This window comes from Kitasatospora sp. NPDC029312, from assembly GCF_055569215.1.
Map to the genome: position 1 here is coordinate 1 of NZ_JBVHXY010000009.1, position 20,786 is coordinate 20,786.

Below are 20,786 nucleotides of genomic sequence, written 5' to 3' on the forward strand. Positions count from 1 at the left end.
CCACGGCGACGGGCACACCAGCTTCATCGAAGTCAGCCCCCACCCCGTCCTCACCCCCGCCATCGAAGAAACCCTCCACCCCCACCCCACCCTCATCACCGGCACCCTCCGCCGAAACGAAGGCAACTGGACCCGCCTCCTCACCTCCCTCACCCACCTCCACACCCACGGCCACCCCATCGACTGGACCCCCCACCTCCACCCCGGCCACCACCCCGACCTCCCCACCTACCCCTTCCAACGCGAACGCTTCTGGCTGACCGCGCCCGCGACCGCGAACCCCCGCACCGCCGGACTCGACTCCGCCGAGCACCCGCTGCTCGCGGCGGCCGTCCCGCTGCCGGACGACGAGGGGATGCTCCTGATCGGCCGGCTCTCCGCCGCCACCCACGCCTGGCTCGCCGACCACGCCGTCTGGGACACCGTCCTCGCCCCCGGGACCGCCCTGGTCGAACTCGCCCTGCACGCCGGCCGCCGGCTCGGCTGCCGCCACATCGAGGAGCTCACCCTCCAGGCGCCGCTGGTCTTCCCCGACCAGCAGGCCGTCCGGGTCCAGGTCCGCGTCGGCGCTCCGGACGCCGCCGGCCGCCGTACCCTCACGGTCCACTCCGCGGCCGACGGCTCCGAGGCCGGCGACGCCTGGACCTGCCACGCGACCGGCACCGTGTCCCCAGCCGAGCCGTCCGCGGAGTGGGCGGTCGGCGCCGTCTGGCCGCCGGCCGGGGCCGTGCCGGTCGAACTCGACGGGCTCTACCAGCGGCTGGCCGAGGACGGGCTCGGGTACGGGCCGGTGTTCCGGGGGCTGCGCGCCGCCTGGCGGCTCGGCGGCGAGGTGTACGCCGAGGTCCGGCTGCCGCGCGAGCAGCACGACGCGGCCGCGCAGTACGGTCTGCACCCGGCCCTGCTGGACGCGGCCCTGCACACCACGCTGATCGACGGCGCGGCGCAGGTGCGGCTGCCGTTCTCGTGGAGCGGGGTCACTCTGCACGCCACGGGCGCGACCGCGCTGCGGGTGCGGCTGACTCCCACCGGCCCGGACCAGTTGTCGCTGGCGGTGGCCGATCAGACCGGTCTGCCGGTGGCCACGCTCGACTCGCTGGCCGTCCGGCCGGTCTCCCGGGCGCAGTTGGGCTCCGCCGCCCACCGCGCCGGTGCCGACTCGCTGTTCCAGCTGACGTGGCAGGAGCTGCCCGGCCGTGCGGCCGCGAGCGCCGTCCGCCATGCGGTGCTCGGTCCCGACGGGCTCGGCGGGGACGCCTACCCGGATCTCGCCGCTCTCGCCGACGCTGTCGGTGCCGGCGCCCCGGTGCCCGAGGCCGTTGTCGTCCGCTGGACGGCGGAGCCCGGCGGGGACACCCTGTCCGCGGACGCGGCCGGGTGGGCGGTGGAGCGGGCGTTGTCGCTGCTCCAGTCCTGGGTGGGCGACGAGCGGTTCGGGACCGCCCGGTTGGTGCTGGTGACCGACTGCGCCGTCGCCACCTCCTCCGATCCGACGGCCTCGCCTGACCTCGCCGCGGCCGCCGTCTGGGGCGCGGTGCGGTCGGCCCAGGCCGAGCACCCGGGCCGGTTCGTCCTGCTGGACCTCGACGGCCCGGTGGCCGAAGACCCCGTGACCGGCGACTCCGCCGCCCGATCGGCCGCCCTGCCGGCGGTGCTGTCGGCCGTGCTGGACGACGCCGAGCCGCAGTACGCGGTCCGGGCCGGGCGGGTGCTGGTGCCACGGCTGGCGCGGCTGCACCCGGACGACGGTTTCGCCGCCCCCGGTCTGGACCCGGAGGGCACGGTGCTGATCACCGGGGGGACCGGCACGCTGGGCGCGCTGGTCGCCCGGCACCTGGTCGACACCTACGGCGTGCGGCACCTGTTGCTGGTCAGCCGGCAGGGCCGGCAGGCCCCGGGGGCCGCCGAACTCGCCTCTTCCCTGGCCGAGTCGGGCGCCGAGGTGACGATCGCCGCGTGTGACGCGGCCGACCGTGGCGCGCTGGCCTCGGTGCTCGCCGCCGTCCCGGCACACCACCCGCTGACCGGGGTGGTGCACGCGGCCGGGGTGCTGGACGACGGCACGCTCGCCTCGCTCACGCCCGAGCGGGCCAGGGCCGTCCTGCGCCCGAAGGCGGACGCCGCCTGGAACCTGCACGAGCTGACGCTCAACGCCAAGCCGGCGATGTTCGTGCTGTTCTCGGCCGCGGGCGGGCTGCTCGGCAATGCCGGTCAGGCCAACTACGCCGCCGCGAACGCCTATCTGGACGGTCTGGCCGCGCACCGCCGCGCCCTGGGCCTGCCCGGGGTGTCGATGGCGTGGGGGCTGTGGTCGGCGGCCAGCACGATGACCAGCGGCCTCAGCGAGGCGGACCGGTCGCGGATGCGGCGCTCCGGCGTGCTGCCGATGTCCACGGCGGCGGGGCTGGCGCTGTTCGACACGGCGCTCGCCCAGGAACGGCCGCTGGTGCTCCCCGTCCGGCTGGACCTTCCCGCGCTGCGGGAGGGCGGGTCGACGCGGGACCTGCCGCTGCTGCGGACGCTGCTCGGCGCGGCGCCCCGGCGCGCGGCCCGCGCCGAGGCGGCGGCCGACACCGGCCCCGGACTGTCTCTCGACGGGCTGTCCGCCGCCGAACGGACGCACCGGCTGGTCGAGTTGGTGCGGGGCCAGGCGGCCGCGGTCCTCGGACACGCCTCGCCGGAGGCGGTCGGCACCGGGCGCGGCTTCCTGGAGTCCGGCTTCGACTCGCTGCGCGGGGTGGAGCTGCGCAACCGGCTGGCCACGGCCACCGGTCTGCGGCTGCCGGCGACGCTGGTCTTCGACCACCCGACGCCCGCCGCCGTGGCCGAGCACCTCGGGGAGCTGCTGGCGCAGCGGGAACGGCCGAGCGATTCGCCGGTCCTCCTCGACCTCGACGGCCTGGAGGCGGGCCTGCGCGACCTCGCCCCAGCGGACCGGGCGGCGCGTGAGCGGCTCGCCGCCCGGCTGCGCGGGCTGGCCGCGCAGCTGCACCCGCCGCAGGCCGGGCCGTCCACCGGACCCGCCGCCGAACGCGCCTCTGAGGACGAGGAGTTCGGCGACGCGACGCTCGACGAGATCCTCGACATCGTCGACAGCGAACTGCGGAACTCGTGACCACGCCCGCCCCGGCCCCGTCGTCGGACCCGTCGTTGAACCCGTCGTTGAACAGAGAGGCGCACAGCGGAATGACGAGTGACGAGAAGGTCGTCGACGCGCTCAAGCGGCTGACCGTCGACCTGCGCAGGACGCGCCGGCGGCTCCAGGAGCTGGAGGACGGGGCCCGCGAGCCGATCGCGATCGTCGGCATGGCGTGCCGCTACCCCGGCGGGGTCGCCTCCCCGGAGGACCTGTGGCGGGTGGTGGCCGAGGAACGGGACGTCATCTCGCCGTTCCCGACCGACCGCGGCTGGGACACCGGACTGTACGACCCCGACCCGGCCCGGCACGGCTCGGTGTACGTCCGCGAGGGCGGATTCCTGCACGACGCCGCCGAGTTCGACCCGGCGTTCTTCGGCATGAGCGCCCGCGAGGCGCTGGCCACCGACCCGCAGCAGCGGCTGCTGCTGGAGACCTCCTGGGAGGCCTTCGAGCGGGCGGGCATCGACCCGGCGTCCCTGCGCGGCAGCCGGACCGGCGTCTTCGCCGGGGTGATCTACCAGGACTACGCCTCACGGCTGCGCCGGGTGCCGGGGGAGTTCGAGGGCTACGTCGGCAACGGCAGCACCGGCAGCGTCGCCTCCGGCCGGGTCGCCTACACCCTCGGTCTGGAGGGCCCGGCCGTCACCCTCGACACGGCCTGCTCCTCCTCCCTGGTGGCGCTGCACCAGGCCGCGCAGGCGCTGCGCAGCGGCGAGTGCACGCTGGCCCTGGCCGGCGGTGTGACGGTGATGGCCTCGCCGATGGCGCTGGTCGAGTTCAGCCGTCAGCGGGGGCTGGCGCCCGACGCGCGGTGCAAGGCCTTCTCGGCCACGGCCGACGGGACGGCCCTGGGCGAGGGCGTCGGGATGCTGCTGCTGGAGCGGCTCTCGGACGCCCGGCGGCACGGCCGACGCGTCCTCGCGGTGATCCGGGGTAGCGCCGTCAACCAGGACGGTGCGAGCAGCGGCTTGACGGCACCGAGCGGGCCCGCCCAGCAGCGGGTGATCCGGCAGGCGCTGGAGAACGCCGGGCTGTCGGCGCGGGACGTGGACGCGGTGGAGGCGCACGGCACCGGAACGACGCTGGGCGATCCGATCGAGGCGCAGGCGCTGCTGGCCACCTACGGTCGGGAGCGGGCCGGTGCGGAGCCGCTGTGGCTCGGGTCGGTGAAGTCGAACATCGGTCACGCCCAGGCGGCGGCGGGTGTGGCCGGGGTGATCAAGACGGTGCTGGCGATCCGGCACGGCGTGCTGCCGCGCACGCTGCACCTCGACGGCGTCAATCCGCACGTGGACTGGGAGGCGGGCGCGGTGTCGCCGCTGACCGCCGCCCGGCCGTGGCCGGTGACCGAGCGGCCGCGCCGGGCCGGGGTGTCGTCCTTCGGGGTGAGCGGCACCAACGCGCACCTCGTCCTGGAGGAGGCCGAACCCGCACCGGCCGAACAGCCCGCACCTTCCGAACCTCCCCAGCAGCCCGGGCAGCCCGGGACGACCCTGCCGTGGGTGCTCTCCGGCCGGACCGAGGCCGCGCTGCGCGCGCAGGCCGCACGGCTGCTGGAGCACCTGGACGAGCACCCCGGGTGGTCCGCCGCCGAGGTGGGCGCGGCACTCGCGGGCACCCGTACGGCCTTCGAGCACCGGGCCGTCCTGCTGCGGGCGGACCGGGCCGGTTTCCGGGCCGGCCTGGCCGCGCTGGCGGCGGGCGAACCGCAGCCGGGGCTGATCCGGGGCGTCGCCCGGGGGGACGCCCGGGTGGTGTTCGTGCTGCCGGAGCGAGCGTCGGAGCGGGCCGACCGGGTGCTGCGCCTGCTGGACGCGTCGCCGCTGTTCGCCGAGCGGTTGGCCGCCTGCGACGCGGCGCTGACCGAGGTCGCCGGCTGGTCCGCCACCCAGGTGCTGCGCGGTGTTGCGGGCGCGCCGGACCCGGCTCGCCCGGAGGTCGCCCGCGCGGTGGGGTGGGCCGTCCTGGTCGCCCTCGCCGGGTGGTGGCAGGGGCACGGGGTGGACGCGTCTGCCGTGGTCGCACCGGGCGAGGGCGCGGTCGCGGGGGCCTGTGTCGCGCAGGCGCTCTCCCTGGTGGAGGGGGCGCGCGCGGCGGTGTCCGGCGGACCGTTCGACCCGTCCGGCGCCGGGGTGCCGCTGCTGACGGGCGACCCGGCCGACGCGGTGCGCGAGCTGCTGGGGCGCGGCCACACCCGGTTCGTCGCCCTCGGTCCCGGGCCGGCCGCGCGGGTCGCGCCCGGCGCGGGCCCGGACGTCCAGGTGATCGGCGCCTCTGACGCGTCCCCCGGCGACCCTGACGCGCCCCTCGGCGGCCTGGACGGGCTGCTCGCCGCACTGGCCGAGCTGCACGTCCACGGCGGGCCGGCCGACTGGTCGGCGGCGTTCCCGGCCACCGGCCCGCACCCCGTCGACCTGCCGACCTACCCGTTCCAGCGCCGCCGCTACTGGCTGGAGGACGGGCCGGCCGACCCCGACGTGGCCGCGGCCGGGCTCGCTCCGGCGGACCACCCGCTGCTCCGCGCCGTGGTGGAACTCCCCGACGGCGAAGGGCTGTTGTTCACCGGCCGGCTGTCACCGGCCGAACTGCCCTGGCTCGCCGACCACACCGTGCACGGGCGCGTCCTGCTGCCCGGCACCGCCGTGGTCGAGCTGGCCCGCTGGGCGGGCGCCCGGACGGGCTGCGCGCACATCGCCGAACTGGCCCTGCACGCCCCGCTGGAACTGCCCGGTCGGCAGAGCGCCCCGGAGGGCGGCGTCCGGATCAGGCTGGCCGTCGGAGCCCCGGACGGATCCGGCCGCCGCCCGGTGGAGCTGTCCTCCCGTCCCGCCGAGCCCGAGGACGCTCCCTGGACCCGGCACGCCGCCGGCACGGTCGCCCCCGAGCAGCCGGCCGGTTCGCCGGACCTGGTCTCCTGGCCGCCGCCCGGCGCCGAGCCGGTCGGCCTCGACGGGTGCTACCGCCGTTTCGCCGACCTCGGCATCGACTACGGTCCCGCCTTCCGCGGGCTGCGCGCGCTCTGGCGGCGCGGCGAGGAGGTGTTCGCCGAGGTGGCCCTGGCCGAGACGGACCGGGCCGACGCCGCGCGGTACGGCCTCCACCCGGCGCTGCTGGACGCCGCGCTCCAGGCCTGCGCCGCCGCTGCCCCGCAGGCCGGCGGGCCGGTCCCGGTCCCGTTCGCCTGGCACGGCGTCTCGGTGCGGGGAGCGGGCCCGACGGCCCTGCGGGTGCGGCTGGCGCCCGCCGGGCCGGACACGGTCACCCTGGAGGCGGCCGACCCGGCGGGCGTCCCGGTGGCATCGGTCACGGGCCTGCGCTCCCGGCCGCTGCCGGGTGACCCGGCCGGCTCCTCGCTGCTGTGGCGTGTCCGGTGGGCCCCGGTGCCGACCGCCGCCCCGGAGGCCGCCGCCCTGCGGACGGCGGTGGTGGGCGCCGGACTCACGGTGCCCTCCCAGGCCCACTACCCGGACCTCGCGGCACTGGCCGCCGCCGGGACGCCGGTGCCGGACGTGGTGCTCGCACCCCTGCCACCGGCCGTCGGCGAGGTGCCGGCCGCCGTCCACGCCGCCGCCTCCGAGGCGCTGGCCCTGGTGCGCTCCTGGCTCGCCGAGCCGCGGTTCGCCGCCGCACGGCTGGTCGTGGTCACCCGGGGTGCCCAGGCCGTGGGCGACGACGCCGCGGCACCCGACCTGGCCTCGGCGGCGGTCTGGGGGCTGCTGCGGTCGGCCCTGTCCGAGCACCCGCGGCGTTTCGGCCTGCTGGACCTCGACGACACGGCTCCCACCGAAGCCGAGCTGGCCCGGGCGCTGGCCTCGGACGAACCGCAGCTGGCGCTGCGCCGGTCCGAGGTCCTGGCACCGCGGCTGGTGGCGGCGGAGCGGCCCGTCGGCGACAGCCCCTCCTTCGATCCGGACGGCACCGTCCTGGTCACCGGCGGCACGGGCACGCTCGGCGGCCTGCTCGCCCGGCACCTGGTCGCGCTCGGCGCCCGGCACCTGCTGCTGGCGGGGCGCCGGGGGGAGCGGACGCCGGGCGCGGCCGAACTGGTCGCGGAGCTCTCCGCGTCGGGGGCCGAGGTCAGGGTCGCCGCCTGCGACACCTCCGACCGCGAGGCCCTGGCAGCCCTGCTGCGTTCGGTGCCCGGAGCCCATCCGCTGACGGCGGTGGTGCACGCGGCCGGCGTGACCGACGACGGTCTGCTGACCGCGCTCACCCCCGAGCGGCTCGACGCCGTCCTACGGCCGAAGGTGGACGCGGCCTGGCACCTGCACGAGCTGACCCGTGACTGCGGGCTGGACGCCTTCATCCTGTTCTCCTCCGCCTCCGGCACCTTCGGCACCGCCGGACAGGCCAGCTACGCCGCCGCGAACGCCTTCCTCGACGCACTCGCCCGGCGGCGGCGCGCCGAGGGCCTGCCGGGGCTGTCCCTGGCCTGGGGGCTGTGGGCCGAGCGCAGCGGACTGACGGTCCATCTGAACAACGTCCAGACAGAGAAGTTGGAGCGGAACGGGTTCGGTGCGCTCTCCACGGCGGAGGCACTTGATCTCTTCGACACCGCCCGTATGATGATCACCGAGTCGGTGCTCGTCCCCATCCGGTTGGACCCCGCAGTGGTGCGGGGCCGTGCCGGGCGGAGCCAGGTCCCGTCGCTCCTGCGCGAACCGGTCACCGGGCCGGCCCCCGTCGCCGCTGTGGCAGCCGCTCCGGCAGCGGACCCGACAGCGGACCCGGCATCGGGCTTCGCGCAGCGCCTGCGGGCGATGCCGGAGCCCGAACGCCGACGCGCCCTGCTCGACCTCGTCCGCACCCATGCGGCGATCGTGCTGGCCGAGTCCTCCCCCGAGGACATCGACCCGGGCCAAGGCTTCGTCGACCTGGGCTTCGACTCGCTCGCCAACCTCGAACTCCAGGACCGGCTCCAGGAGGCCACCGGTCTCCAACTGCCCAGCACCCTGGTCTTCGACCACCCCACCGCAACGGCCCTGGCCGATCACCTCAGCACCCTGTTCGGCGCCGGGGCGACCACGGAGATGGGACCGGTGCTCGCGGAACTCGACCGGCTGGAGGCGTTCCTGACGCCCTTCACCGACGACGACCAGGCCCGCACGGCGATCACCCACCGGCTGAAGGACCTCCTCTCCCGCTGGGGCGACGACGGCCGGGACGGCGATGCCCGCCCCGACCTCGCCTCGGCGTCCGACGACGAACTCTTCGACGTGCTCGACCAGTTGCGCGCCCGCTGAGGGCCGGAACGCCGCACCCGTCGATTTCCCCGCACCGGCTTTAGGAGCAGGCTCAAGTGGCACATGAAGACAAGCTTCGCGAGCACCTCCGGTGGGCTGCCGCCGAACTCGCGGAGGCACGCCGCCGGACGGCCGAACTGGAGGCCGCCGACAGCGAGCCGATCGCGATCGTCGGAATGAGCTGCCGCTACCCGGGCGGGGTCCGGACCCCCGAGGAGCTGTGGGAGCTGGCGACCGCCGGGCGGGACGCCGTCGGCGCGCCGCCCGCCGAACGCGGCTGGCGCATCGAGGACTTCTACGACCCGGACGGCCTGCGCCCCGGCACCTCCTACGTCTGCGAGGGCGGCTTCCTCGACGGGGCCGACCGGTTCGACGCAGCGTTCTTCGACATCAGCCCCCGCGAGGCGCTCGCCATGGACCCCCAGCAGCGGCTGCTGCTGGAGACCGCGTGGGAGGCGTTCGAACGGGCGGGCATCGCCCCGACGGCCGCGCGGGGAAGCCGGGTCGGGGTGTTCACCGGCCTGATGTACCACGACTACGGCACCCGGCTGACCTCCGTGGACGAGTCGGTCGCGGGCTTCCTGGGCAGCGGCACCGCGGGCAGCGTCGCGTCCGGGCGGATCGCCTACGTGCTCGGCCTGGAGGGTCCCGCGGTGACCGTGGACACGGCCTGCTCCTCCTCCCTGGTGGCCCTGCACCTCGCCGCCCAGGCCGTCCGGCGCGGCGACTGCACCATGGCGCTGGCCGGCGGCGTCACGGTGATGGCCACGCCCGACACCTTCGTCGAGTTCAGCCGTCAGGGCGGCCTCGCCCGGGACGGGCGCTGCAAGTCCTTCGCGGCCGCCGCCGACGGCACCGCCTGGGGCGAGGGCGCGGGCATGCTGCTGGTCGAGCGGCTCTCCGACGCGCGGCGCAACGGACACCGGGTGCTCGCCGTGGTGCGCGGTTCCTCGGTCAACCAGGACGGCGCCAGCAGCAGCCTCTCCGCGCCCAACGGCCCCTCGCAGCAGCGGGTGATCCGGCATGCCCTCGCCGAGGCCGGACTGTCACCGGACCTGATCGACGCGGTGGAGGCGCACGGGACGGGCACCCGCCTGGGTGACCCGATCGAGGCCCAGGCCCTGATCGCCACCTACGGGCAGCAGCGGCCCGCCGAACGGCCGCTGCTGCTGGGCTCGTTGAAGTCCAACATCGGGCACACCCAGGCTGCGGCCGGGGTCGGTGGCGTGATCAAGATGGTGATGGCGATGCGGCACGGCGTCCTGCCGCGCACCCTGCACGTCGACGAACCCACCCCGCACGTGGACTGGTCCTCCGGCGCGGTCGAACTGCTCACCGAGGCACGGGATTGGCCGCGGACGGGGCGGCCGCGGCGGTCGGCCGTGTCCTCCTTCGGGGTCAGCGGGACCAACGCGCACGTGATCCTGGAGGAGGCGCCGGCGGAAGAGCCGGCGGCACAGTCGGACGCAAGCCCGGTTCCGGCCGCCGGCGGCGCGCTGCCCTGGGTGCTGTCCGCGCGGGACGAGCGGGCGTTGCGCGCGCAGGCCGAAGGGCTGCGGGCGGCGGTCGAGGCGCACCCGGAGTGGGAACCGGCGGAGGTGGCCGCGGCGCTGGTGTCGGGCCGCTCCGTGTTCGAGCGGCGGGCGGTGGTGATCGGGGAGAGCCGTGCGGAGCTGCTGAGCGGGCTGGCCGCCATCGCCGACGGCACCACCGTGCCCGGGGTCGTGCTGGGCAGCGGCACGTTCGACCGTCCGGTGTTCGTGTTCCCCGGCCAGGGCTCGCAGTGGACCGGCATGGGCGCCGAACTCCTCGACACCTCACCCGCCTTCGCCGAATCCATCGCCCGCTGCCAGACCGCCCTGGCCCCTTACGTCGACTGGTCGCTCACCGACGCCCTGCGCGGCACCCTCGACCTCGCCCGCGTCGACATCGTCCAACCCACCCTCTTCGCCACCATGGTCGCCCTCGCCGACCTCTGGCAATCCCTCGGCATCCACCCCACCGCCGTCATCGGCCACTCCCAAGGCGAAATAGCCGCCGCCACCATCGCCGGAGCCCTCACCCTCCAAGACGGCGCCCGCATCGCCGCCCTGCGCAGCCAAGCCATCCTCGCCATCGCCGGACACGGCGCCATGGCCTCCCTCCCCCTCAGCCACGAGGACACCACCCAACTCCTCACCCCCTGGCAGGGACAGCTCGCCATCGCCGCCCACAACGGCCCCACCACCACCGTCATCGCCGGCGACCACCAGGCCGTTCAACAGCTCCTCGCCCACTGCGAGAACCAGCAGATCCGCGCCCGCCGCATCGACGTCGACTACGCCTCCCACACCCACCACGTCGAAACCATCCGCGACCACCTCACCCACCAACTCGCCGACATCACCCCCAAGCCCTCCACCATCCCCCTCTACTCCACCGTCACCGGCACCCCCATCGACACCACCACCCTCACCCCCCACTACTGGTACACCAACCTCCGCCAACCCGTCCTCCTCACCGACGCGGTCCACTCAGCCCTCACCGACGGCCACCACACCTACATCGAAATCAGCCCCCACCCCGTCCTCACCACCGCCATCCAAGACATCGCCGAAACCACCGACCACCCCACCCTCACCACCGGCACCCTCCGCCGAAACGAAGGCGGCCTCCGCAGGCTGCTCACCTCCCTCACCCACCTCCACACCCACGGCCACCCCGTCGACTGGCACGCCCTGCTCCCCGACACCGGCCGAGCCCAGCGGATCGACCTGCCCACCTACCCCTTCCAGCGCGAACGCTTCTGGCTCGACAGCCCCACCCCCACCGGGAACGTCCGCGCCGCCGGCCTCACCGCCACCGAACACCCCCTCCTCAGCGCACTACTCCCGCTCGCCGACGACGACGAACTCGTCCTCACCGGCCTGGTCTCCCTCACCACCCACCCCTGGCTCACCGACCACGCCGTCTTCGGCGCCGCGCTCCTCCCCGGGACCGCGATCGTCGAACTCGCCCTCCACGCCGGCCGTCAGGCGGACTGCGAGCACCTCGAAGAACTGACGCTGGAAGCCCCGCTCGTCCTCCCCGAGCAACACCCCGTCCGCCTCCAGGTCCGCGTCGGCGCTCCCGACGAAGCCGGCCGCCGCGCCGTCACCGTCCACTCCGCCCCTGACGGCGGCACCGGCTGGACCCGGCACGCGACCGGCGTCCTGGCCACCGGCGCCGAGCACCCGTCCTGGGACCTCGCCGCCTGGCCCCCGGCCGGCGCGGTGCCGGTGGACCTCACGGACCTCTACCCCCGCCTGGCCGCCGAAGGCCTCGGCTACGGTCCGGCGTTCCAGGGTCTGCACGCGCTCTGGCGGCAGGAGGAGGAGCTGTTCGCCGAGGTACGGCTGCCGCGCGAGCAGCACGACGCGGCAGCGAAGTACGGCCTGCACCCCGCCCTGCTGGACGCGGCCCTGCACGCGGCCGCGGCCCCCGGCGAGGTGCGGCTGCCGTTCTCGTGGAGCGGCGTCACCCTGTACGCCACCGGCGCGACCACCCTGCGGGTGCGCCTGTCACCGGAGGGCGCCGACGCGGTCTCCCTCACCGTGGCCGACGGGAGCGGCGCACCGGTCGCCCGGGTGGCGGCGCTGGCGAGCCGCCCGGTGGATCGCGAGCAGGTGCGGGCGGCGGGCGACGACGGCGCGGACCCTTTGCTGGGGGTCGACTGGACCGAACTGCCGACCGAACTGCCCTCGTCTCCCGGGACTCCCGCCGGGCGCTGGGTCCTGCTCGGCAACGACCACCTCGGGCTGCCGGACGACCTCCGGCTCGGAACGCACCCCGACCTGGCCGCCCTCGCCAAGGCCGTGGAGGCCGGCGCGACGGTGCCGGACGCCGTCCTGGTCACCTGTGCCAGTCCGGGCGGCCCAGACAGCCCAGACAGCCCAGCCGGCCCAGGCGGCTCGGACGGTCCGAAGTCCCCGGACGCCTCCGCCGCCGCCCATGACGCCGTCCGGCACGTCCTGACGCTCCTCCAGGAATTCCTGGCCGACGAACAGTTCGCCGCCTCCCGGCTCGTCGTCCTGACCAGGGGGGCGGTGGCCGCCGCGGATGGTGAGGGCCTGCCCGACCTCGCCCACGCCCCGGTCTGGGGCCTGCTGCGCGCCGCCCAGACCGAGCACCCGGGCCGCTTCGTCCTGCTCGATCTGGACGGGCCCACGGCCGGACTGCCGGGCGCTCTGGTCGGCGCCCTGGCCGCCGCGCTCGCCGGCGCGGAGCCCCAACTCGCCGTCCGGGACGGCGTCCTGCTCGCCCCCCGGCTGGTCCGCTCGGCCACCGGGCGCCTGCTGGAGCCTCCGGCGGACGCGGCCGACTGGCGGCTGGACACCACCGCCAAGGGCACGCTGGAGAACCTCGCCCTCATCGCCCACCCGGCGGCCGCCGCTCCGCTCGGCTCCGGCCAGGTCCGGCTGGCCGTCCGGGCCGCCGGCATGAACTTCCGCGACGTGCTGCTCGGCCTGGGCATGGTCGACCAGGACGTCATGGGCGGGGAGGCGGCCGGCGTCGTCCTGGAAACCGGGCCCGGCGTCACCGCGTTCGCCCCGGGCGACCGGGTGATGGGCATGGTGCCGGGCTCGTTCGGGCCGGTCGCCGTGGTCGACCAGCGGCTGCTCGTCCCGCTTCCCGCGCACTGGACGTTCACTGAGGGCGCCTCGGTGCCGATCGCCTTCCTGACCGCCTACTACGGACTGGTCGACCTCGCCGGCCTCGGAGCCGGTGAGTCGGTGCTGATCCACTCGGCGACCGGCGGCGTCGGCATGGCGGCGATCCAGCTGGCCCGCCACCTGGGTGCCGAGGTGTTCACCACGGCCAGTCCGGGCAAGTGGGACGCCCTGCGCGCGCTCGGCGTCCCGGAGGAGCGGATCGCCTCCTCGCGCAGCCTCGACTTCGAGCAGCGCGTCCGCGCCGCCGCCGGTGGGCGGGGCGTGGACGTGGTCCTCAACTCCCTCGCCAACGAGTTCGTCGACGCCTCGCTGCGGCTGCTCGCGGACGGCGGGCGGTTCGTGGAGATGGGCAAGACCGACATCCGCGACGCGGCCGACGTCACCGCGGCCCACCCCGGCACGGCCTACCTCTGGTTCGACCTGATCGAGGCCGGCTATGACCAGATCGGCCGGATGATGGCCGAACTGATGCCGCTGTTCGAGCGCGGGGCGCTCCGTCCGGTCCCCGCCCGCACCTGGGACGTCCGGCGGGCGCTGGACGCGTTCCGTTTCATGAGCCAGGCCCGGCACGTCGGCAAGGTGGTGCTCACCATGCCCGCAGCGCCGGACCCGGACGGCACCGTGCTGATCACCGGCGGCACGGGCGTGCTGGGCGGCCTGGTGGCCCGCCGGCTGGTCACCGACCACGGCGTGCGGCACCTGCTGCTGCTCGGCCGCCGCGGCCCGCAGGCCCCGGGCGCGGCCGAACTCGCCGACGAGCTCGCAGCCTTGGGCGCCGACGTGACGGTCACCGCCTGCGACACGGCCGACCGCGAGGACCTCGCGCGGGTGCTCGCCACCGTGCCGGCCGAACACCCGCTCACCGGCGTCGTCCACGCCGCGGGCGTCCTGGACGACGCGGTGATCGCCTCGCTCACCCCCGCGCAGGTCACGGCCGTGCTGCGCCCCAAGGTGGACGCCGCCTGGCACCTGCACGAGCTGACCCGGGACGCGGACCTCCGCGCCTTCGTGCTTTTCTCCTCCACGGCGGCCGTCCTGGGCGGCCCCGGCCAGGGCAACTACGCCGCGGCCAACGCCTTCCTCGACGCGCTCGCCCGGCGGCGCCGCGCCGAGGGGCTGCCGGCGGTGTCGATCGCCTGGGGCCTGTGGGAGCGGGCCAGCGGCATGACCGGCCACCTCGACGCCGCCGACCTGACCCGCCTGCGGCGCTCCGGGGTGAGCCCGCTGTCCGACGCGGACGGCCTGGCGATGTTCAGCGCGGCCCTGCACTCCGACCGGGACCAGCTGGTGGCGATGAAGCTCGACCTCGCGGCCGCCCGTACGGCCTTCCAGTCCGGCTCGGTACCGCCCTTGCTGCGCCGGCTGGTCGGCGCGGGCGCCAGGCGCGCCGTGACGGCCGGCACGGCGGAGGACGGCCCCGGGCCGGCCCTGCGGCTGGCCGCCCTGTCCGAAACCGAACGCGCCCGAGCGCTCCTGGAGTTGGTGCGCGCCAACGCGGCCGTGGTGCTCGGCCACGCCACCGACGAGGCGATCCAGCCGGACCGGGCTTTCAAGCACCTCGGATTCGACTCGCTGACGGCCGTCGAACTGCGCAACCGGCTCAACGCCGCGACCGGACTCCGGCTGCCGGCCACCATGGTCTTCGACCACCCGACGCCGGACGCCCTGGCCGCCTTCCTCCAGGCCGAGCTCGCCCCGGCCGAACCCGTCGGCCGGCCGGCCTCCGACACGGAGATCAGCCGCCTCCTGGCGGCCGTCCCACCGGCCCGGCTGCGCGCCGCAGGCCTGCTCGACGCCCTGCTGGCGCTGGCCGGCGCCGCACCCGAGGAGCCGCCGGCCGAGCCGGACGGGGACCTCGACGAGATCGACGCCATGGACGCCGACGACCTGATCGGCCTGGCCTTCGGCACCACTGACCTCTGATCGCGCTCGGACTGCGGAGAACCCAACGATGGCTGCATCACAGGCTGCATCACAGGAACACACTGCATCGCAGGAACACCGGGTGCTGGAAGCACTCCGGCTCTCCCTCAAGGAGAACAAGCGCCTCCAGCAGCAGAACCACCGGTTGACCGAGGCCCGGCACGAGCCGATCGCGATCGTCGGCATGGCCTGCCGCTTCCCCGGCGACGTCCACAGCCCCGAGGACCTGTGGCGCCTGGTGTCCGATGGCCGGGACGCCCTGTCCGAATTCCCGGCGGAACGCGGCTGGGACACCGAGGAGTTGTACGACCCCGACCCGGACCGGCCAGGCCGGAGCTACGTCCGGACGGGCTGCTTCGTCCGGGGCGCGGAGCGGTTCGACGCCGGGTTCTTCGGGATCAGCCCGCGCGAGGCGCTGGCCATGGACCCGCAGCAGCGGCTGCTGCTGGAGACCTCCTGGGAGGCCTTCGAGCGGGCGGGCATCGACCCGGAGTCCGTACGCGGCAGCGCGACCGGCGTGTTCGTCGGTGCCTCCCCGCTCGGCTACGCCGCCGATCCGCGCGGCGCGGAGGGCTCCGAGGGCTACCTGCTGACCGGCACCACCGTCAGCGTCGCCTCCGGCCGGCTCGCCTACACCTTCGGCCTGGAGGGCCCGGCGGTGACGGTGGACACCGCGTGCTCCTCCTCGCTGGTCGCCCTGCACCTGGCGGCCCGGGCGCTGCGCGACGGCGAGTGCTCGATGGCGCTGGTCGGCGGCGCGGCGGTGATGGCGGCGCCGCACATGTTCATCGAGTTCAGCCGTCAGCGCGGCCTCGCCCCCGACGGGCGGTGCAAGGCCTTCGCCGGTGCGGCGGACGGCACCGCCTGGGGCGAGGGCGTCGGCGTGCTGCTGGTCGAGCGGCTTTCCGACGCCCGGCGGCTGGGCCACCCGGTGCTCGCCGTGGTCCGCGGCTCGGCCATCAACCAGGACGGTGCCTCCAACGGCCTGACCGCGCCGAGCGGACCGGCCCAGCAGCGGGTGATCCGGGCCGCGCTCGCGGACGCCCGGCTCACCGCCGCCGACGTGGACGCGGTCGAGGCCCACGGCACCGGCACCCGGCTGGGCGACCCGATCGAGGCGCAGGCCCTGCTGGCCACCTACGGCCAGGGCCGGCCCGCCGAACGGCCGCTCTGGCTCGGCTCGGTGAAGTCCAACATCGGCCACACCCAGCTCGCCGCGGGCGTCGCCGGCGTCATCAAGACGGTGCTGGCGCTGCGCCACGGCGTGCTGCCGGCCACCCTGCACGTCGACGAGCCCACCCCGCAGGTCGACTGGTCCCGCGGCGCGGTGGAACTGCTGACCGAGCGGCGTGACTGGCCCGCCGTCGACCGTCCCCGACGGGCCGCGGTCTCCTCCTTCGGCATCAGCGGCACCAACGCCCACGTGATCCTGGAGCAGCACGTCGAGGAGCAGCCCGCCGCGGAGCAACCCTCCGCAGAGCAACCCGCCGCAGAGCGACCCGCTGCCAAGGCCCCCGCGACCCCGGCCGCGACCCCGTGGCTGCTGTCGGCCCGCAGCCCCGAGGCGCTGCGCGCCCAGGCCGGCCGGCTGGCCGACGCCGTGGCCGCCGCGCCGGAGTGGGCCGCCGGGGACGTGGCGTGGACGCTGGCCACCGCCCGCGCCCGCCTCGACCACCGCGCGGTGGTGCTCGGGACGGACCGCACGGAGCTGCTCGCCGGCCTCGACGCGCTGCGCCGGGCCGACGGCGCGCCGAACCTGTTCCAGGGCCCGGCCGCGCGCACCGGCAAGCTGGCGTTCCTGTTCACCGGCCAGGGCGCCCAGCGGGCCGGCGCCGGCCGCGAACTGTACGGGCGCTTCCCGGTGTTCGCGGCCGAGCTGGACCGGGTGTGCGAACTGCTGGCGGACCGCAACGGCCTGCCGGTCCGCGACGTGCTGCTCGCCGAGGAGGGTTCTCCGGAGGCGGCCCGGCTGGACGAGACGGCCTTCACCCAGGCCGCCCTGTTCGCCCTGGAGGTGGCGCTGTTCCGGCTGGCCGAGTCCTGGGGGCTGCGGCCGGACTTCGTGCTCGGGCACTCGATCGGGGAGCTCGCGGCCGCCCACGTCGCCGGGGTGTTCTCGCTGGAGGACGCGGCCACGGCGGTGGCCGCCCGCGGCCGCCTGATGCAGCGGCTCCCCGCCGGCGGGGCGATGGTGGCGGTCGAGGCGACGGAGCAGGAGGTGGCCGTCCTGCTGGCGGACCACGCCGGCCGGGTCGGCATCGCCGCCGTCAACGGGCCCCGCTCCGTCGTGGTCTCCGGCGAGGAGGCGGCGGTCGTGTCGGTCGCCGAGCGGCTGGGCGCGCAGGGTCGCCGGACGAAGCGACTGACCGTCAGTCACGCCTTTCACTCGGTCCGCATGGAGGACATGCTCGCTCCGTTCCGCGCGGTGCTCGACGGCCTGACGCTGCACGAGCCGGCCATCCCGGTCGTCTCCAACCTCACCGGCCGGCCGGTGGCCGGCGAGCTGATCCGCAGCTCGGAGTACTGGGTGCGGCACGTGCGCGAGGCCGTGCGCTTCCACGACGGCGTGCGGCACCTGCTCGACCAGGGCGTCACCACCCTCCTGGAACTCGGTCCCGACGGCGTGCTGTCCGCCATGGCCCAGCAGAGCGCCGGGGACGCGGCCGGGGACATCGCGGCGGTGCCGCTGCTGCGCCGGGGCCGTCCGGAGCCGGACACGGTGCTCGCCGCGGTCGCGCAGGCGCACGTGCGCGGGGCCCGGCCGGACTGGCCAGCCCTCCTCACCGCGCTGGTCGGCCCGGCCGGCCGGCGGCTGGACCTGCCCACGTACGCGTTCCAGGGTGAGCGGTACTGGCTGGACGCCGCCGGCGGTGCCCCCGCCGAGGCCGCCGAGCTCGGCGTGTCGAGCGCCGGGCACCCGCTGCTCGGCGCCGCCGTCACCCCGGCCGAGGGCGGCGGGCTGATCCTCACCGGTCGGCTGTCGGCCCGCTCGCACCGCTGGCTCGCCGACCACGTGGTGTTGGGCAGCACCGTGGTGCCCGGCACCGCGTACCTGGAACTGGCGCTGCACGCGGCGCGGGCGACCGGCTGCACGGCGGTCGAGGAGCTGGACCAGGAGGCGCCGCTGATCCTCACCGAGGCCGGGACAACCCAGGTGCAGGTGGTGGTCGGCGCGGCCGACGAGTCGGGCCGACGGCCGATCGGCGTGTACGCGCGGCCGGCGGAGACCGCCGAGTGGACCCGGCACGCGGGCGGCACGCTGTCCGCCGCGACCAGCCGGGCGGGCTGGCAGCCGACCGGCGTCTGGCCGCCCCGAGGCGCCGAACCGGTGGACCTCGACGGCTTCTACCCCTCCGTCGCCCGGGACGGCTTCGACTACGGCCCGTCCTTCCGCGGGCTGCGGGCGATGTGGCGCGCGGGCGAGGAGGTGTACGGCGAGGTCGCCCTGCCGGAGCCGGAGCGGGGCCGGGCGGACGGGTACGGCGTCCACCCCGCCCTGCTCGACGCCGCACTGCACGCGGGCCTGGTCGGGAACACCGGGGAGCAGGTCCTGCTGCCGTTCGCCTGGCACGACGTGCGCCTGCACCGCCCCGGCGCGACCGCGCTGCGCCTGCGGCTGGCCCCGGCCGGGCCGGACGCGATGTCGCTGGACGTGGCCGACGAGACCGGCGCGCCGGTCGCCTCGGTCGGTGCGCTGCGCGCCCGTCCGGTCTCGGTCGACCAACTGCGCGCGGCGGCACGGGCCGGGCTCGGTGACGCGCTGTTCCACGTCGCGTGGGCACCCGTCCCGGCGGTCGAGCGGGCCGACGGCCGGTGGGCGGTGCTCGGGGACGGGCCCGCATTCCCCGGTCTCGACCGCCACCCGGATCTCGCGGCGCTCGGCGAGGCCGTCACCGCGGGGCTGCCCGTCCCGGACGCGGTCGTCCTGCCCCTGCCGGACACCACCGGCGACCTCCCCGCGGCCGTGCGCGCGGGCCTGCGCCTGGCCCGGTCCGCGCTGACGGCCTGGGCGGCGGACGACCGGTTCGCCGCCTCCCGGCTGGTCCTGGTGACCCGAGGCGCGGTGGCCGCCGACCGGGCCGACGCGGGCCGGCCGACCCCCGACCCCGAAGTCGCGGACGTGCCGAACCTCGCCCACGCCCCGCTGTGGGGCCTGGTCCGGGCCGCCCAGGCCGAGCACCCGGACCGCTTCGTCCTGCTCGACCTGGACGGCGACTCGGACCCCACCGCGGCACTGCCCGCTGCGGCCGCCGGTGACGAACCGCAGCTCGCCCTGCGCGCCGGCACCCTGCTGGCGCCGCGCCTGGTGCGCGCCCGCCCGGCGACGACGGCCACGAGCGCCACCACCGACACGACCGACACGGCCGCCGCCCCCGTCCCGGACGGCGCCGCCCTGGACCCGGGCGGCACCGTGCTGATCACCGGCGGCACCGGCGCACTCGGTGCGCTGCTCGCCCGGCACCTGGTCACCGCGTACGGCGTGCGGCACCTGCTGCTGCTCGGCCGCCGCGGCCCCGAGGCCCCGGGCGCGGCCGAACTCACCGCCGAACTCACGGCCTCGGGCGCCACCGTGACGGTCACCGCCTGCGACGCGGCGGACCGGGAGGCGCTCGCCACCGTGCTCGCCGCCGTCCCGGCCGCACACCCGCTGACCGCCGTCATCCACACCGCCGGCGTCGCCGCGGACGGCGCACTGGCCTCCCTCTCCGAGGAACGCCTCGAAGCCGCGCTCCGGCCCAAGGCGGACGCCGCCTGGCACCTGCACGAACTCACCCGGGACACCGGCCTCGCCGCGTTCGTGCTGTTCTCCTCAGCGACGGCCACCCTCGGCGGCGCCGGCCAGGGCGGCTACACGGCGGCGAACGCCTTCCTCGACGCCCTCGCCCAGCACCGCGCCGCGCGGGGCCTGCCCGCCCGGTCGCTGGCCTGGGGCCTGTGGCAGCAGGACCGGGGCATGGCGGGCGCCCTCGACGAGACCGCGCTCGCCCGGATGCGGCGCTCGGGCGTCCTCCCGCTCAGCCCGCAGGACGGCCTGGCCCTGTTCGACGCGGCGCTCGCCGGGGCCGAACCGACCTCACTGCCGGTCCGGCTCGACCCGGCCGCGCTGCGCCAGGCCGGCCCGGACCTCCCACCGCTGCTGCGCGGGCTGGCCGGCCCGGCCACGGCGCCCGCCCACCGGCCGGACGCCGGAGCGGCGGACGGCCTGAAGCAGCGGCTCGCCGGGCTGACCGAGGCGGAGCGCGCCCGCACCCTGCTGGACCTGGTGCGCGGTCAGGTGGCCGTGGTGCTGGGCCACTCGGCCCCGACCGCGGTGGCAGCGGACCGGGCGTTCGGCGAGCTCGGCTTCGACTCACTGACGGCGGTCGAACTGCGCAACCGCCTGACCGCCGTCTCGGGCCTGCGCCTGCCGGCCACCCTCGTCTTCGACTACCCGACGGCGGCGGAGCTGGCCCGCTACCTGGACGCGGAACTCCCGCGCGAGCAGGCGCCCTCGGCCACACCGGTACTGGCGGAACTGGACCGCCTCGAAGCCGTCCTCGCCGACGTCGGCGCCGACCACCCCGAGCGGGCGCGGATCGCCGACCGGCTGCGGGCCGTGGCCGACCGGTGGAGCCGCCGGCCCGGACCGGAGGACGGCCGACCGCCAGGCGCCGAACTGGAGTTGGACTCCGCCGACGATGACGAGGTCTTCGACTTCATCACCAACGAACTCGGCATCTCCTGACTCCTCCGACCGGCGCCGCCGCCGACCAGTCGTCCTGTTCCCGTCCCATCCGAAGGGTTGCGCCA

At 76.3% G+C, this 20,786-nt stretch carries 3 protein-coding genes and 1 pseudogene; all 4 read left to right on the top strand.

Annotation, left to right across the window (positions count from 1 at the left end; translation table 11 throughout):
• Positions 1 to 3,115 (top strand): type I polyketide synthase (locus ACZ4WV_RS10195; RefSeq protein ID WP_465744764.1); only part of this gene is annotated, 3,115 nt, incomplete at its 5' end.
• Between the two features lie 71 nt (positions 3,116 to 3,186).
• Positions 3,187 to 8,382, top strand: coding sequence for a type I polyketide synthase (locus ACZ4WV_RS10200; protein WP_465744766.1), 5,196 nt, complete (start codon positions 3,187 to 3,189; stop codon positions 8,380 to 8,382).
• Between the two features lie 71 nt (positions 8,383 to 8,453).
• A pseudogene (locus tag ACZ4WV_RS10205) lies at positions 8,454 to 14,996 on the top strand (type I polyketide synthase); the annotation flags it as partial.
• Positions 14,997 to 15,024: 28 nt separating this feature from the next.
• Positions 15,025 to 20,721: a type I polyketide synthase gene (locus tag ACZ4WV_RS10210; protein ID WP_465744768.1), complete on the top strand. Its 5,697-nt coding sequence runs from the start codon at positions 15,025 to 15,027 to the stop codon at positions 20,719 to 20,721.
• Positions 20,722 to 20,786: the final 65 nt, after the last annotated feature.